Annotated in this window: 14 protein-coding genes; 9 read left to right on the top strand and 5 right to left on the bottom strand. The window is 29.9% G+C overall.

What is annotated here, in order from left to right:
• Nucleotides 1–234: 234 nt before the first annotated feature.
• Nucleotides 235–825 (bottom strand): hypothetical protein, encoded by a 591-nt coding sequence (locus GXK57_RS04225; RefSeq protein ID WP_160671933.1) that lies wholly within the window; start codon nucleotides 823–825, stop codon nucleotides 235–237.
• Nucleotides 826–1,340: 515 nt separating this feature from the next.
• Here GXK57_RS04225 and GXK57_RS04220 point away from each other — a divergent pair.
• From GXK57_RS04220 to GXK57_RS04210, 3 genes are read left to right on the top strand one after another with little or no spacing between them, the layout of a single operon-like run.
• Entirely contained in the window at nucleotides 1,341–2,231 is an 891-nt protein-coding gene (locus GXK57_RS04220; protein ID WP_160671930.1) for an acyl-CoA dehydratase activase-related protein, read from the top strand.
• A 1-nt stretch (nucleotide 2,232) separates the two neighbouring features.
• Nucleotides 2,233–3,330, top strand: a complete 1,098-nt coding sequence (locus GXK57_RS04215; protein ID WP_160671927.1) for a 2-hydroxyglutaryl-CoA dehydratase — start codon at nucleotides 2,233–2,235, stop codon at nucleotides 3,328–3,330.
• On the top strand, nucleotides 3,312–4,268 hold the full coding sequence (locus GXK57_RS04210; RefSeq protein WP_160671924.1) for an acyl-CoA dehydratase activase: 957 nt from the start codon (nucleotides 3,312–3,314) through the stop codon (nucleotides 4,266–4,268). Before GXK57_RS04215 ends, GXK57_RS04210 begins: the two co-directional genes overlap by 19 nt.
• A 46-nt stretch (nucleotides 4,269–4,314) precedes the next feature.
• Here GXK57_RS04210 and hsp18 read toward each other — a convergent pair whose 3' ends face one another.
• Nucleotides 4,315–4,755, bottom strand: a complete 441-nt coding sequence (hsp18, locus tag GXK57_RS04205) for a heat shock protein Hsp18 (RefSeq protein WP_160671921.1) — start codon at nucleotides 4,753–4,755, stop codon at nucleotides 4,315–4,317.
• Nucleotides 4,756–5,118: 363 nt separating this feature from the next.
• Between hsp18 and GXK57_RS04200 the strand changes: the two genes are divergently transcribed.
• Nucleotides 5,119–5,844 (top strand): DUF6062 family protein, encoded by a 726-nt coding sequence (locus GXK57_RS04200; RefSeq protein ID WP_160671918.1) that lies wholly within the window; start codon nucleotides 5,119–5,121, stop codon nucleotides 5,842–5,844.
• Nucleotides 5,845–5,863: 19 nt separating this feature from the next.
• Nucleotides 5,864–6,730 (top strand): hypothetical protein, encoded by an 867-nt coding sequence (locus tag GXK57_RS04195; RefSeq protein WP_160671915.1) that lies wholly within the window; start codon nucleotides 5,864–5,866, stop codon nucleotides 6,728–6,730.
• A gap of 198 nt (nucleotides 6,731–6,928) precedes the next feature.
• On the opposite strand, the gene GXK57_RS04190 is transcribed toward GXK57_RS04195, so the two are convergent.
• Nucleotides 6,929–8,227, bottom strand: coding sequence for a VTT domain-containing protein (locus GXK57_RS04190; RefSeq protein ID WP_160671912.1), 1,299 nt, complete (start codon nucleotides 8,225–8,227; stop codon nucleotides 6,929–6,931).
• A 117-nt stretch (nucleotides 8,228–8,344) separates the two neighbouring features.
• Here GXK57_RS04190 and GXK57_RS04185 point away from each other — a divergent pair, with 117 nt between their 5' ends.
• Nucleotides 8,345–8,761 (top strand): YkvA family protein, encoded by a 417-nt coding sequence (locus tag GXK57_RS04185; protein WP_160671909.1) that lies wholly within the window; start codon nucleotides 8,345–8,347, stop codon nucleotides 8,759–8,761.
• A 172-nt stretch (nucleotides 8,762–8,933) separates the two neighbouring features.
• Here the strand turns inward: GXK57_RS04185 and GXK57_RS04180 are convergent, their stop codons facing one another.
• Nucleotides 8,934–9,479: a GNAT family N-acetyltransferase gene (locus tag GXK57_RS04180; RefSeq protein ID WP_160671906.1), complete on the bottom strand. Its 546-nt coding sequence runs from the start codon at nucleotides 9,477–9,479 to the stop codon at nucleotides 8,934–8,936.
• Between the two features lie 216 nt (nucleotides 9,480–9,695).
• On the opposite strand from GXK57_RS04180, the gene GXK57_RS04175 reads away from it, so the two are divergent.
• The 3 genes from GXK57_RS04175 to GXK57_RS04165 all read left to right on the top strand — a co-directional run bounded on the left by GXK57_RS04175 (nucleotide 9,696) and on the right by GXK57_RS04165 (nucleotide 13,020).
• Complete coding sequence (locus GXK57_RS04175; protein WP_202127671.1) at nucleotides 9,696–10,523, top strand: methyl-accepting chemotaxis protein; 828 nt, start codon at nucleotides 9,696–9,698, stop codon at nucleotides 10,521–10,523.
• Between the two features lie 289 nt (nucleotides 10,524–10,812).
• Entirely contained in the window at nucleotides 10,813–12,288 is a 1,476-nt protein-coding gene (locus GXK57_RS04170) for a glycosyltransferase family 39 protein (RefSeq protein ID WP_160671899.1), read from the top strand.
• A gap of 276 nt (nucleotides 12,289–12,564) precedes the next feature.
• The gene (locus GXK57_RS04165; protein WP_160671896.1) at nucleotides 12,565–13,020 is read left to right on the top strand and encodes a GNAT family N-acetyltransferase; all 456 of its coding nucleotides are present in this window, start codon (nucleotides 12,565–12,567) and stop codon (nucleotides 13,018–13,020) included.
• A 156-nt stretch (nucleotides 13,021–13,176) separates the two neighbouring features.
• Here the strand turns inward: GXK57_RS04165 and GXK57_RS04160 are convergent, their stop codons facing one another.
• Nucleotides 13,177–14,421, bottom strand: coding sequence for a S41 family peptidase (locus GXK57_RS04160; RefSeq protein WP_160671893.1), 1,245 nt, complete (start codon nucleotides 14,419–14,421; stop codon nucleotides 13,177–13,179).
• Nucleotides 14,422–14,711: the final 290 nt, after the last annotated feature.

Raw genomic sequence — 14,711 nt, 5'->3', positions numbered from 1 at the left:
TGTTGTTATGATATAAGTATGAGCTAATAAAGTCCTTAAGATTGATATTATGAGATAGCATTGAAAATAGGCATAAAACTTTGCTTTTAAGCTAGAACCTCTGAAGGTTTAAGTTTTTTAGTATTTGCAGACATTAAAAAATAGTTAATTAGTATATTGCTACTATATTCTAATTAACTATAATCAAAATCTTATATTTAATTTTAGTGATTGTCCAAAATTATAAGGTTTATGTTAAACATAGTTTTCATATACATTAGATATTTTTATTATATTATCTAAAATATCAATCCATTTGTCACTTGATACAACTTCTGGTTTTACATCTCCATTGTTAACATAAGGCTTTAAGGTTTTTAGAACTTCTGAGTAAAATTCTGAAAGGTTACTTAAAGTGTTTGCTTCTTTATCATTTATTGTAATTATATTATTCTTATATAATCTGCTATCAAGTAAAGAGGTTATGTATTCATTAGACTTCTTAAAAGGCTCGTATTTTGCCTTTGGATTAGTATAGTCATCATATTCGGCATAATTACTGTTATTAAAACTAATATTATTATATTTATTTTCTACATCAAAAGCTAATCTCTGAATATTTATAATTTGATCTTGTGTAGCATTTTTATCAGTGATGATTTGCTCGATTTCTTGTTTTAAAGAACTGCAATTACTATTTATCATAATTAAGTCCCTTGAGATATTACTATAATATAAGTTGTCATATTTTCTATAGGATTTAAAGTAAAATACGCATATTATGATCATCGAGAAAATAAGAAAAGTAGTTAATATAAATTTTAAGTTTTCTTTAAGCTTATTCATTTTGTCCTCCTTATAAGATATTTTATTAAAAATTGTAGAAATAATTATCTACCTATAAATTCTAACAATTAAATGGTTATATGTAAATATTTTCTTAAGGGTATTGGTTTTATAATTTAAAAAAAATCTGTATAAGAAAATAGAATAATATTCTAATAATAGATAATACTACTTTAGTGAGAGTTTGTGTTAAACTATTACCATTTTAGTATAGAAATTAGTAAAGAGTTTCTATATGGAAACTTAGTTTATACTTGTTATAAAATATCAATCACTAGAACTTTTAGACTTGTATAAATTAAGAGTTAAGTTTAGAAACTCTATAAAAGCTCATAATATATTTTAAGTCATATCAATAATTAAATTATTAGCTATTTGAATTCTATATTAAGGTGATATAGTTTTTTGGAAAAAAAGATAAAATGCTTCTTAGAATATAGATTACATATATGCTGTTCTCATATTAATTTGAGATATAGTAAAGAAGCCATTTATCTATAATTATGGAGGTATAAATGAAGGTAGGTATTCCTAAGGGACTTTTGTACTATAAGTATCATCCCTTTTTGCAAACATTTTTTAGTGAGTTAGGAGCTGAAATAATAACTTCCACGGATACTAATAAAAGGGTGTTAGATGAAGGTGTCAAATACTGCGTAGACGAGGCTTGTTTACCTATAAAAATATTTCATGGTCATGTTTCATTACTAAAGAATAAGTGTGATGTGATTGTAATTCCTAGGATTATGCAGATAAGGTCTAGGGAATATATATGTCCTAAGTTTTGTGGTCTTCCAGAAATGGTTCTAAGTAGTATACCAGATATGCCACAAGCTATAATTGAGCCTATTTATGCTTCTAGCGAGGAAGCGCTATATGATTGGGCAGAAAAAGCTGGAAAAACTATTACTAAAAATAAAGCTGTAATAAAAAATGCTTTCCATAAAGCTATTGATGAGCAGGAAAAATATAAAACAGGAATAAAGAATGAAAATTATACTTTAAATGTAGCATTGGCAGGGCATCCTTACAATATTTATGATGAATTTATCAATATGAACATAGTTAAAAAGCTCAATAAATTAGGGGTAGGTGTAGTTACTGAAGAGTACATGGAGGATGAGCTTATTGACAGTAGGGTAAAAACGCTTTATAAGAGACCATTTTGGACTTTTGCTAGAAACACTTATGGTTTTACGGTGGAGTCTTCTTTAGATAAAAAGGTAAATGGAATAATATATATATCCTCCTTTGCTTGTGGAATTGATTCTGTAATAGTAGAGCTTATTAAAGATAAGATAGGAGATTTTCCATTTATGATTTTAAAAGTTGATGAGCATACTGGAGAAGCAGGACTAGAAACTAGAGTTGAAGCCTTTGTTGATATGCTTGAAAGGAGTTGTTAACTTGAAGATAACCTTTCCACATATGGGCAATGTCTATCTTGCAGCCAAAGCAATGTTTGATGGACTTGGCATAGAATATGTAATACCAAAACAAAATAGCAAAGTATCTCTTGAACTTGGAGCTCTTTATTCTCCAGAAGAAATATGCCTTCCTTTTAAGATAATGATTGGTAATTATATTCAAGCAATAGAAGAGGGAGCAGATACTGTAATAATAACAGGAAGCTGCGGGCCTTGCCGCTTTGGAGAATATTGCGAGATGCAGATGAACCTATTGAAAAAATTAGGTCATGACTTGGAGTTTATTGTAATAGATGCTCCAAAGGATATAGGAATAAGAGAATTGTTCTCAAGAGTTAGTAAAATTTCTTCAGAAAGTAGCAAAAATAAATATGAGAAGTTAAGGGTACTGTTTGACAGTCTAAGAGTTGTAAAATTAATAGATGAAATAGAAGCTAAGGCTCATTATTTAGCTGGCTATGAGAAAAATCATGGACAGTGTAAGAGATTATTAAACAGATGTAAGATAGATGCAATTAAGTCAGATAACCCTAAAGAAATGATTAAAGTACTTTTAAACTACAAATCAATGTTAGATAAAGTGGAAAAAGATAAAACTAAGGATCCTATTAAGATAGCGATAATAGGAGAAATTTATACAGTAATTGAGCCATTTTCTAATTTGTATATTGAAGATAAATTAATGGATTATGGGGTTTCAACTAAGCGAAGATTAACACCAAGCTGGTGGGTGAAGAATACTGCTTTAATTCCCACAAAATTAAATTCTCTTGATATAAGAAAGGGATCTAAGAAATATCTTCCTCTATATATAGGGGGCCATGCTAGAGAGTGCATAGGGGAAGCTGTGTTAGCATATGAAGAAGGCTTTGATGGAGCTATTCAAATATTCCCCATGGGCTGCATGCCAGAAATTGTTTCGAAGTCCATATTGCCAAAGATATCAAGCGATAAAGACTTTCCTATTATGTCTTTAGTAGTTGATGAAATGACTGGTGAAGCTGGATATGTTACTAGAATAGAAGCTTTTGTAGACTTACTTGAAAGGAGAAAGATGAAATGTACTACCTTGGCGTAGATGTTGGATCAGTAAGTACAGATCTTGTACTTATAGATGAGAAAATGAATGTAATTGAAAAACTTTATTTAAGAACAAAGGGAAGACCTATAAATGCTATTCAACAAGGATTTAAGATCTTAAAAGAGAAGTATGATGGTATAAAGGTAAGCGCAGCAGGTACCACTGGAAGTGGAAGACATATAGCATCAACTTTAATTGGTGGAGATGCTATAAAGAATGAAATTACAGCTCATGCTGTTGCTGCTTTAGAAATTGATAAGGATGTAAGAACTATAATTGAAATTGGTGGTCAGGATTCAAAAATAATCATATTAAAGAATGGAGTAGTTTCTGACTTTGCAATGAATACTGTTTGTGCTGCAGGAACAGGATCCTTTCTAGATAGGCAGGCAGAAAGACTAGATATTCCAATAGAAGAGTTTGGTGAATACGCACTTAAATCTACAACACCTGTAAGAATTGCAGGAAGATGTGCTGTATTTGCAGAATCAGATATGATACATAAACAACAACTAGGCTATAATGAATCAGATATAGTAAGAGGACTATGTGATGCTTTAGTAAGAAATTACTTGAATAATATAGGTAAGGGAAAAGACATAGAATCTAAGGTTTTCTTTCAAGGTGGAGTTGCTGCAAATAAAGGGATGAAAAAAGCATTTGAAAATGCATTAGGCTTTGAGATATTTGTCCCTGAACACTACAATATGATGGGAGCAATAGGTGCTGCGCTTATTGCAAAAGCATCTGTAGAAAAAACTGGAGTAAGTAAGTTTAAAGGATTTGATCTTGCTGAAAGTAAATTTGTTTCAAAAAGCTTTGAATGTGAAGGATGTCCAAACAGATGTGAAGTTGTTAAAATCAATGAAAATGATAGTACTATAGGCTGTTTTGGTGATAGATGTGGAAAATATAGTAATAAGGTTGCTATATAAATAATAAAAGTACTGAAAGCTATTGAGCTTTCAGTACTTTTATATATTAGTGGATAACGATTTTTCTTTTTCTATCTTGGCCTTTGGTCATCTTTGGAAGAACTATCCTCAAAACACCATCTTTAAAAGATGCATCAATTTTATTTTCATCTACATTATCTACATAGAAACTTCTTTTAAACTCACCATAATGTCTTTCACGGCGTACATAATTTTCTTTTGTCTCTTCCATACAATCATCTCTTTTAGCACTTATTATTAGATAATTATTAGAGTAATCAATATCTATGGCTTCTTTTTTTATTCCGGGAAGATCCGCTTCAACTAGGTAGTTTCCATCTGTTTCTTTTAAGTCAACTTTAAAACTTTCGTTTATGTTTGTCATTGCTGTAAAGAAATCATCATCAAAGAAGTTTTTAAAGGATGGTGCAAAGAAATCATCTCTCCCAGATAAGTTGTTTTTTCTAAAAGGTATCATTTCAAACATTTAAAATCCCTCCTAATGAATTATATTTAATTTACCTTACAGCTATATAATAAATTAAAGGTCAAGGAAAGTCAAAGTCTGAAAATATAAGCTTTATTCAAATTTTTTAAAGTATTTTGTATGATTAACGCATAATTTATTATGATTAAGTTTTTTAAAGTTAAACAGGGATTCATAGGGTTTTATAGGTAATGACTATTATTTATTAGTCGACCGTTCTAAAAATAAAGGCATAAAAGCTTATAAGAGAATTAGCCTTTTATTCCTTAGAAAAATGTATTTTACATAAAGTTTTTCTAATGGTTTTCTTTGAAATAAGTTATAATTTTAAATATAACCAAAAATATACTAGGGAGAGAGAGTATGAAAAAACTGAAATTAGAAGAAATAAAGCTTTATGAAGCCTTTGAACATAAAACAACAGAATGTGCACTATGCAATCTAGAGAAAAGCTATGAGGAACAGCTAATGCATTCGATTCTAGGAGAAAGAGTCATGGATCTTGACTTTTATCCTAAGATAGGAGCTGAATACAAGTTTTGCTCAACACACATAGAAAAGCTCAATAGAGGAAGTGATAAGCTTGGTTTAGCTATAATGTTAGATAAGATAATAAATGAAAAGCTAAAGGATGCTAAAAAAGGCAAGGTTACAATAAAGACAGATCAATCTATTTTAAATAAGCTGTTTAAACAAAATAAGGATGTAGATAAAGAAACCGCTGTTGATTTAGAAAATAACTGTTTTATTTGTTCTAATGTAAAAAAGCACAATAAGGATATGGTTAAGGTGCTTGTGGACCTTTGGATAAAGGATAGTGAGTTTAGAGAACTATATAAATCTTCCAATGGTTTTTGTAATAAGCATCATTCCAATATACTAGAAGGTAGTTCCCATATAAAAAGTTCAGATAATCGTAAAGAATTCATTGATATTACCAATAAGATACATATTGACAATTTGGAACGGTTACAAAAAGAATTACAGTGGTTTATAAAAAAATTTGATTACTTAAATGCAGATGCTCCTTGGGGAACATCAAAGGATTCTGTACAAAGAGCACTTCAAAAACTTTTGAGTAATTATTAATAAAAATGGGTGAGAGTTTATGTATAAAATTTTGAGTAGAGAATTAATGGAAGAGGCTTACAAACTTCTTAACAAAGAGCAAAAAATCTTCTTAGAGAACTATGTTAAGAGAGGGAAGAAGACCCAATGGTTAAATAGCTGGGCAAAAAAATTAGGAGCTGCACTTACAGAAGAGGAGCTTGATGATCCTGAGGCTTCCATGAACAAACTACTTAAATGGGTGTTGTTAGAATATGAGGAGGCTGAAGCTAGAACTGGAGAAATGAGATGCGAATGCGGAAGAGCATTAAAGTATAGATATACCATAAAAAACCTTGAAACTGGTAAGCTTTATAGACTTGGAATAATACATCTTCAGCAACATACTGGACTTAATCCAGAACTTGTTAGGGAGATAAGTAAAGGTTTAAGAAAGATAGATCTGGAGAAGGATGAGATATTATCAAAGGTTTTAGAAAACAGGGAATTATCTTTTAATGTTCCTGAAGGCTTAGAGCTTCCTAGAGATATTAAGCTTCAGTTAAATATAGGGCTGCCATTGCTAGATTCGCAAGAAAAAAGACTTAAAAAGCTGATTAATGATATTAATGGTAGAGTTGATATAAAACGAAATATAGATCTAGTTCAATTACCTAAAGACAATAGTATTTTAGATGTTGATAAGGCTTATGAATATATAGGAAAGCTTGAGAAACTTGAAATAAGCGAAGAGGAAATTCTGCAGTTATACAAGTTTATTAAGGATAATATAAGTACTTTAGAAAAATACAATATTGATATAAGGACTATTAAAAGATATGTAATAAAAGCTGAGGCTAATATGAAGAATAGAAATGTGAGAAAGTGCCTAATAGATATGGAGTATATTATAGATTATTATTGTTAATTAATGCTTAATAATTTAGTAGATGCTATTTAGTATTCTGCACATCAAATCAATTAGAACTATAGTATCAAACCAAGTAGAATTTAAAAGGCCACCATTAATCACTGAAAGGTGGCTTTTAGCTAGTTTGCTTCATATAAAGTTAAAGTCTATTTTGTTTTAAATTACTAAAATATTATTTTTAGTATAAAAGTACTATTAGGCTAAGGATAAGCTGTCATCACAGTTTATAATTTTATATATTCTTAATAACACAATATTAATAGTAAGCCATACTAGACCAAAGACATAACCGGACAAAACATCAGACAAGCTATCAACTGTTGAAAGTAAGCTTCCTATACCACAGAAAGTGCAAATTAATAAAGCTAAGGAACATAAGAGTAGTGAACCTGCAGGATTTCTTATATTGTCTAATAATAAATAGGTTAAATAGCCATATACAACAATTGACATAATACCTTCGTGACTAGGAAGAGTATAAGAACTGTTGTAGAGTTCAGATGCTGGTCTAAGTGATTTGAAGATGTTATTTAGTAAAGAGCACAAAACTTCTCCACCAACAATAGTAGTAAATAGAAATTGAAGGTTAAGGGTAGGTGATGAACTCTTTTTTATTATTATAATTGAAAATAATAATATCAAAGGTATTATAATTACATAAGAAGTAAATAGCCTAAATATAGGGATGAATTTAGTCAAATGATTATTAAATATACCCTTTATATAATAAGTTGCTATAAAATTGCAGTGAGTAGAGTCTGATGTTATGTAATCTTGAATTATTCCTATAATTAGAGCTAAAATACCTATAAATGCTAAGTTCACTATATTCATCATCTGCTTGCTTTTAGTGAAGGAATAAATATATATAATACTATTATTTAGAGCTTTAAAGCTAAACTTAATTAGTCTGAAACCTTTATTTTTGTATGAATATACAGCTGATATAATTATAAGAATAAGTATAAAAATATATGATACATATTTTGAAATATAACTATCAAGTTTCTCCCAATTTGGACCTAAGAACATGCCTAAGGATATAAAGGTGAAGGTCCATAATATAGCTCCTAAATAGGCATTGATAGCAAACTTTTTAAATGATATTTTGCTTATACCTGAGAAGTATCCTGTTATATGTCTTACACCTGGAATAAAATATGCAAATATTAATAAATTGTTTCCATAAGAGTTAAACCAGTTAGAGGGCTTTTCTAAGGTGTTCTTATTTATATGGAAATAAGAAAAATACTTGTTAATAAAATCAACACCTAGTTTGTTTCCGATAATATATGCAATAGTTATTCCTAATATGACTCCCATGGAAGCTGAAACCAAACTACCATATAGATTCATCTTAGATTCATAAATAAGAAAACCACAGTAAGTCATCATTATTTCTCCAGGTAGTGGGAAAGCTATTAATTCAAGAGTTAAAGATAGAAACAATATAATATAACCGTAGTCGTTAAACAAATTTAATATAAATTCCATGTTATCACCTCCTATGGTATAAGTATTTGTAATAATATTAGATTTTATGTCTAAATAATCATAAAGAAGAAAAATTTACAATTAAGTTTTTTGTATAAAATAAAGGTTGGAGATACTATGCTTAAAAGTTTTACTAATATATTTGGATTTTCTTTAAAAAAGTTTAGAAATAGAACTAAGAATATGAAGAAGGAAATTGGAGCTTTATATCTAGCCTATAGAAGAAAAGAAATACCTATTTATACAAAGCTAATTATTTTATTAGTAGTAGGTTATGCTTTGAGTCCAATTGATTTAATACCAGATTTTGTACCTATTTTAGGTTATGTCGATGATGTGATAATATTGCCGCTAGGTATTGCTTTAGCTGTTAAATCGATACCCAAGAGTATTATGGAAGAGTGTAGAGCTGAGGCGGAAAAAAAGTATAGTAATATAAAGAAAAAGAGCTATGCCTTTGCTGTTTTGATAATAGCAATATGGGTTGCACTAGCTCTGTATATTATATTGAAGGTTAGAGCTTTGATGTCATAAAAAAGTAATGGTATGTTTCGAATCGAAGTGACATAGGGTTCCCACTTTCCCTATTAAGTTATCCATAATAAAAGTTTATAGGTGCAGGGTTTTGAACATGCATAACTTAAGTTTTAGTGATGGAACCCTTGTGTAATATAGTTACATATCGTATAAGTAATAAATACAGATATCAATAGGATATATTATTCTTATCGTAATCTTGCTTTTTCAGAAGATAAGATGGATGATTTAGATTGGTTGGTGGGTAAAACTCATCACGCAAATATTGAAATCCTAACTTTTTTAGAAGTTTTGATGATACTTTATTATTTGGGTTGTGTCCTGCAAAAAGCGCTGAAACATTTAAAATACTAAAGGCATACTCAATTACTGCTTTGCATGCTTCTATAGCCAGGCCTTTGCCCCAGAATCTTTCTTTTAAATGAACACCAAGTTCTAAGATATTGTTTTCTAAGTCGTAGGGCCTTAAGCCACAACAACCAATAGCTTCACCTGTTCCTAAAAGGTAGATAGGCCAGTATTGAATTTTAAATTTATTAAAAGTATCCATTTCTTTATGTAGTCTTTCCAAAACCTGTTCTTCTGACATCTTTCCGCTGGCAACTATATACTTAGTTACGTTTGGATTTGCCCAAAGTTCCATTGCTTCATCGTAGTCGCTCTCATTCCATGAGGAAAAACCAATTCTATTAGTTGATAAGAAAAAATCTTTCATAAAAAATCTATCCTTTCATAAGAAAATCCTATATGAACAAATTAGAGTCAAGTTTATTTCGTATAAACTATATTATAACTCTAAGTAAGGTAGTTTTATGTTCGAAACATTATATTTTACCAATATACTTGAGCATAAGTATGTTTTGTTAAAGTTTTGGAAGTTATGTGCGATTATAAAAATAAAGATATAGAATTTTCTAGGAGGTACAATCTATTGAAAATATCAGAAAATACCATACTACAATCTTTTTACAATGTATTGCCATTTTTAAATATTTTATTTGATGAAGAGGCATCCTTTGCTATTACTGATGCTGAGAAGTATTTAGAAGTAATGAATTGTGAGGGGTTACAACTAAAAGCGAAGGCTGGAGAAAAGGTGCCTAAGGGTGGAGCTATACATGAGGCTTTAACCACTGGACAAACTGTCATTATGGATGTACCAAAAGAGGTTTATGGGATCCCATTCAAGTCATATGCTATTCCTATAAAGGAAGAAAATAAGGTAGTAGGAGCTATAGTGGTAGGAAAATCACTAGAGAAGAGAAATAAGGTTTTGGCTACCTCAGAGGCTTTAGCATCCTCACTTGAACAGATGTCAGCTTCTATCCAAGCATTGACAGAAGGAGTTCAGACTATATCTGCCAATGATAAGGAGATTTTAAAAGAAGTAAAGATAGCATCGGATAGTGCAAAAGGAACCGATGACATTATAAGATTTGTTGAATCAGTATCACATCAGACTAATATGTTAGGCTTAAATGCTGCAATTGAAGCTGCAAGAGCCGGAGAAATGGGTAAAGGGTTTAGTGTGGTCGCGCAGGAGATAAGAAAGTTATCTGGTTCTAGCAGTGAATCAATTAAGAAAATAGACAGCGTTCTTACTAAGATAGAAACTGCTGTAGAAAACATATCAGGTAAGTTAAATGAAACTAGTAAAATATTTGAATCTCAAGCTGTTGCTTTTGAAGAGATATCAGCCACAATCCAGGAAATAAGCAAAAATGCTAATAGCTTAGACAACTTAGCAAGAAAGCTTTAAAGCTATAACGCCAATACATGATTTATACTAATCCATAAATCATGTATTGGCGTTATTGGCATATAATTTAGTCCTATTACATTATAATGTACACTACAACTCTTAAAACTTAAAATAAAGCTTTGATTAATCTATGAAGCTTTATTTCAACAATTTATAGCATTAAGGGGACATCTATAATTATTAAAAGAAAATTTGAATTCTGTCTGCTTTTGGAGTATCATATCAAATGGAATAAAAATAGTAATAACTATTAAAATTTCTAAGGACAGTAGGCAGGAGGAGAAACATGTCAGGCAAAGCAAATTTTTTATCAAAATTAATAAATACAAGCCTCAAATTCTTAATAGCTCTTGTAATATTATCGGTTTTATATTTAGTTGAGCAGTATTCAAAAGTTATGAGTTATAAGGACTTTTTATTTGCAGTATTTTTTATTATCTGTGGATTAGCTTTAAATTACTGCATAAAAAAGAATATTAAAACTAGGACTTTAATTATAGTAATTGTTGCCTTTGGTTTCATATTAAGACTAGCATGGATAATGTCTATAAATAGTGTACCAGTATCAGATTTTGGTGGAATGTATATGAGAAGTGAATACTTTTTAAAGGGTCAATATGCTATGTTCAAAGGACATAGTTATTATGCAAGATTTCCACATTTGACTATTACGATTTTATACTTCGCTTTAATTAGGAAATTCTTCACTTATTCTTTGTTTACATTAAAGTTTATAAATGTGATATGCTCCACAAGTACAATTTTTATCTGTTATTTAATTTCTAAAGAAGTTTTTAATTCAAAGCTGAAGGCAATTTGGACAAGTTATATAGCGGCTATATACCCACCAATTTTAATTTATAGTGCGGTTTATTGCTCAGAGAATATGGCAATACCTTTTTATATGCTCAGTGTTTATGTTTTTATTTTGGTTGTAAAAAATAAAAAGCCTTCATGGTTCTTATTACTTTCGGCCTTAAGTTTAAGCGTTGGCAATCTATTTAGAATGGTAGGATCAGTAATGATAGTTGCCTATACAATGTATTTAATATTTTACAGCAGAGAAAAACTGAAGAAAAAGATATTAGCTTCTTCTTATATATTAGCAGGCTTCTTAGTTCCTTTAGTAATAGTAAGTAATGTCCTTATTTTTAAAGGAATTACAGAGCAGCAGCTTTGGGGAGGCAGCGAGCCTAAATGGACATCTATATTAAAAGGGTCAAATATAAAGACTTATGGAAGGTTTAATTATGATGATTCCAATATAGGTGATAAATATAATAATGATTACGAGAAAACTTCAGAAGCAGCAAAGAATCTTGTGATTGAGAGACTAACAAAGACTCCATTAAATGAACTTGGAAAATTCTTCTTTGTAAAGTATACAATGCAGTGGGCTGAAGGGGACTTTGGTGCTATTTATTGGTCCCATTCCAAGCTGAAACCTAATGATATAACTATTGATCTTCGATATTCAGCTCATTTTTACAGTCAGATATTCTACTTAGGTATTATGCTACTAACCTACAAAGGATTATTTAATAAAAAGCAGTACTTAAAAAATTCAATAATAAATCTGTTTTATATAATATACTGTGGCTATGGTTTGCTATATTTAATCACTGAATCACAGGATAGATACTCCTTTATTATAAGTTGGGTATTTATAATACTTGCCTTTGCAACATTAGATGAGGACAAGTACTTTAAGCCAAAGACAGTTAGCGGCATTAAGAGTAAAGCTGCAGTTGAAGTGATCTAAAGATGTGCTATTTCAATCCTAAATTTATTTTTAAGACATTTCTGGGTTCTGTTAGGAGAATTTGAAAATATAAATTTGTGTACGAAATGGTACATCTATAAGTAAATAGTTCGGATATCGAAACTTATTTATACTTATTTGCATATAGAGGTTCTTGGGGAATCGGATGATGTATAAATTAATGGCTAAGTCAAAAACTCTATAAAGATTAATTTAGACTACATGTTAGTGGTTAAAAGAAATGTTGTTAGAATTATATATGAGTGAGGTTATTATATGGTATTTAGGTTGGCAGATGAGAGAGATATTTCTAGTCTTGCAGAATTAAGATGGCTCCATGAAGAGGAAGAATGTGATTTATCATGTATCTCTAAGAAAGAATTTATTGATGAATGTTCTATTTTCCTAACTAATGGATTGGTAAATAACGAATGGGCATATTGGATTGCAGAAGAAGGTAAAGAGATAATAGCTAACATTTATGTAAGAAGAATACGTAAGGTTCCTAAGCCTCAAAAGTTATTTGCAGAGATAGGTTATGTTACTAATGTTCATACTAAGGAACAGTATAGGGGAAAAGGCATAGGTAGTGAACTACTAGCCAAGGTTAAGCAGTGGAGTGTTGATAATAAAATTGAACTGCTGTTTCTATGGCCAAGTGAGAGAGCTGTAGATTTTTATAATACACAAGGTTTTGATATTAACAATGAAATTATGGAGTTAGAATTATAGAAAGCTCAGAATCATGATATATTAACATGATTCTGAGTTTTTTCTAGTTAATAGGAGTAATAGTTGTACTGCTGTAAATAAGTTCAAACTACGTTATGAATAAAGATAAATCACTTTAATCCGAAAGTTGCATAATTACTATATATTTATATAAGTTTATTGCACAAGATTTAATACCGTCTTTATAGTTTCATCTATATCTATATATTTTGCTTTAGCAGCAGGGACTTTGATATCAGGTTCAGTTTTCTTTTCGAAGTTAGAAGAGCCATCTGGATTTAATCCCATTTCCATAGTAAAGCCGAAAACATAACCACTGTTTGGTAGCGTACAAACTACAGGATCATCACCAACTCCATCTCCGCCAGTAGTTTCTCCAACAATTGTTGCAAAGCCTGTACTTTTACAAAAAACTGCTAAGGCTTCTGACGATGAAAAAACATTTTCGTCTGTTAATAAATAAATTTTTCCTTTAAAACCAGCATAATCTTTAGGTGAGATGGTATAAGAAGATTTGATATAGTATTTAAATTTATCGTAGGTTTCTGTAGGTGTATTTTTTAAACCTTCACCTTTCAATTTACTGATTGGATAACACTTATTATAGTCTAAATCAGCCGCACATTTTAAAAATGGTTCAATAAAAGTTCCACCTCTAAGTAAAATATAGCTATTATAAGTTAGAGGTTTGTCTATAAGCATTGGAACAATATTATCTGACCAGTAACGACTGTCTCCACCACCATTGTCCCTTATATCTATTATCAATGCTTTGTAGCTGCTGATTTCTTTAATAAAAGGTTTTATTAGTTTCATATCTGTTTCAGTATTAAACATAGAAAAAGATTTTATACTAAGGTAAGCAGCTTTTTTATCTTCAAATTTCCTAATGTAAACATTATTTGGAGTAATAAGATTTACTGAATTACTGTTATTGGAATTCTGACTATCACTACTTTTACTTAAGGAAGTATATCTTTTTACAGCTACAGGTTTATTGATTTCCTCAACCCATGAACTGAAGTGTTTTGGTTCTTCTTCAAAAATTTTCTTGGCTTCATTATAGAAGTCTCTAGAAAAAATATGAGTATGCCCATTATTTAGCTCCTTCAGTATATCTTGCAAAGTTGAGCAAAAATCAGAATCGCTTTTTGTAGCTTTTATCATTTCTACATATTGGGCCTTCTTACTTAACCAATCAATATTATGTAATCTTTTATCAACTTCAAAATATGGATAGTTATCTTTAAGTATGTTGTACATATATTCAAAATCATCTAATTTCTGCTTTTGTGTTAAGCTTAAATTTGATTTTTCTTTATCATTTTGCCCAAATGTACAACCAGTGAAACTAAAGGAAAGTAGTATGGTGATTACTGATGCTAATATTTTCTTTTTCATAACAGAACTCCTCTATATATAACTGATTTTCAATAATAATACAAATATTATAACATAATGGTAATGATTAGGCAAAATATGTAATGAATAATTTATATTTCTGGTTATAATGCTGGAGTAGATAGCTAGTGAACTGGGGTAGCTAAATTATATTTTAGATAGAGCTTAGGATACATCCATAAATAATAATAAAAGACATTGTTTTCTATAGTCAGATGAGAGTATAATTTCGGTATAGGTGTATATATATGGAATGGAGTTGCGTGATTATCAAGCATTGAAAAAAATAA

Origin of the sequence: Clostridium sp. C8-1-8 (assembly GCF_009928445.1) — a bacterium.
Classification (GTDB): domain Bacteria; phylum Bacillota; class Clostridia; order Clostridiales; family Clostridiaceae; genus Clostridium_AR.
The sequence above is the reverse complement of the archived record's forward strand: the minus strand, read 5'-3'. Positions and strand labels throughout refer to the sequence as shown.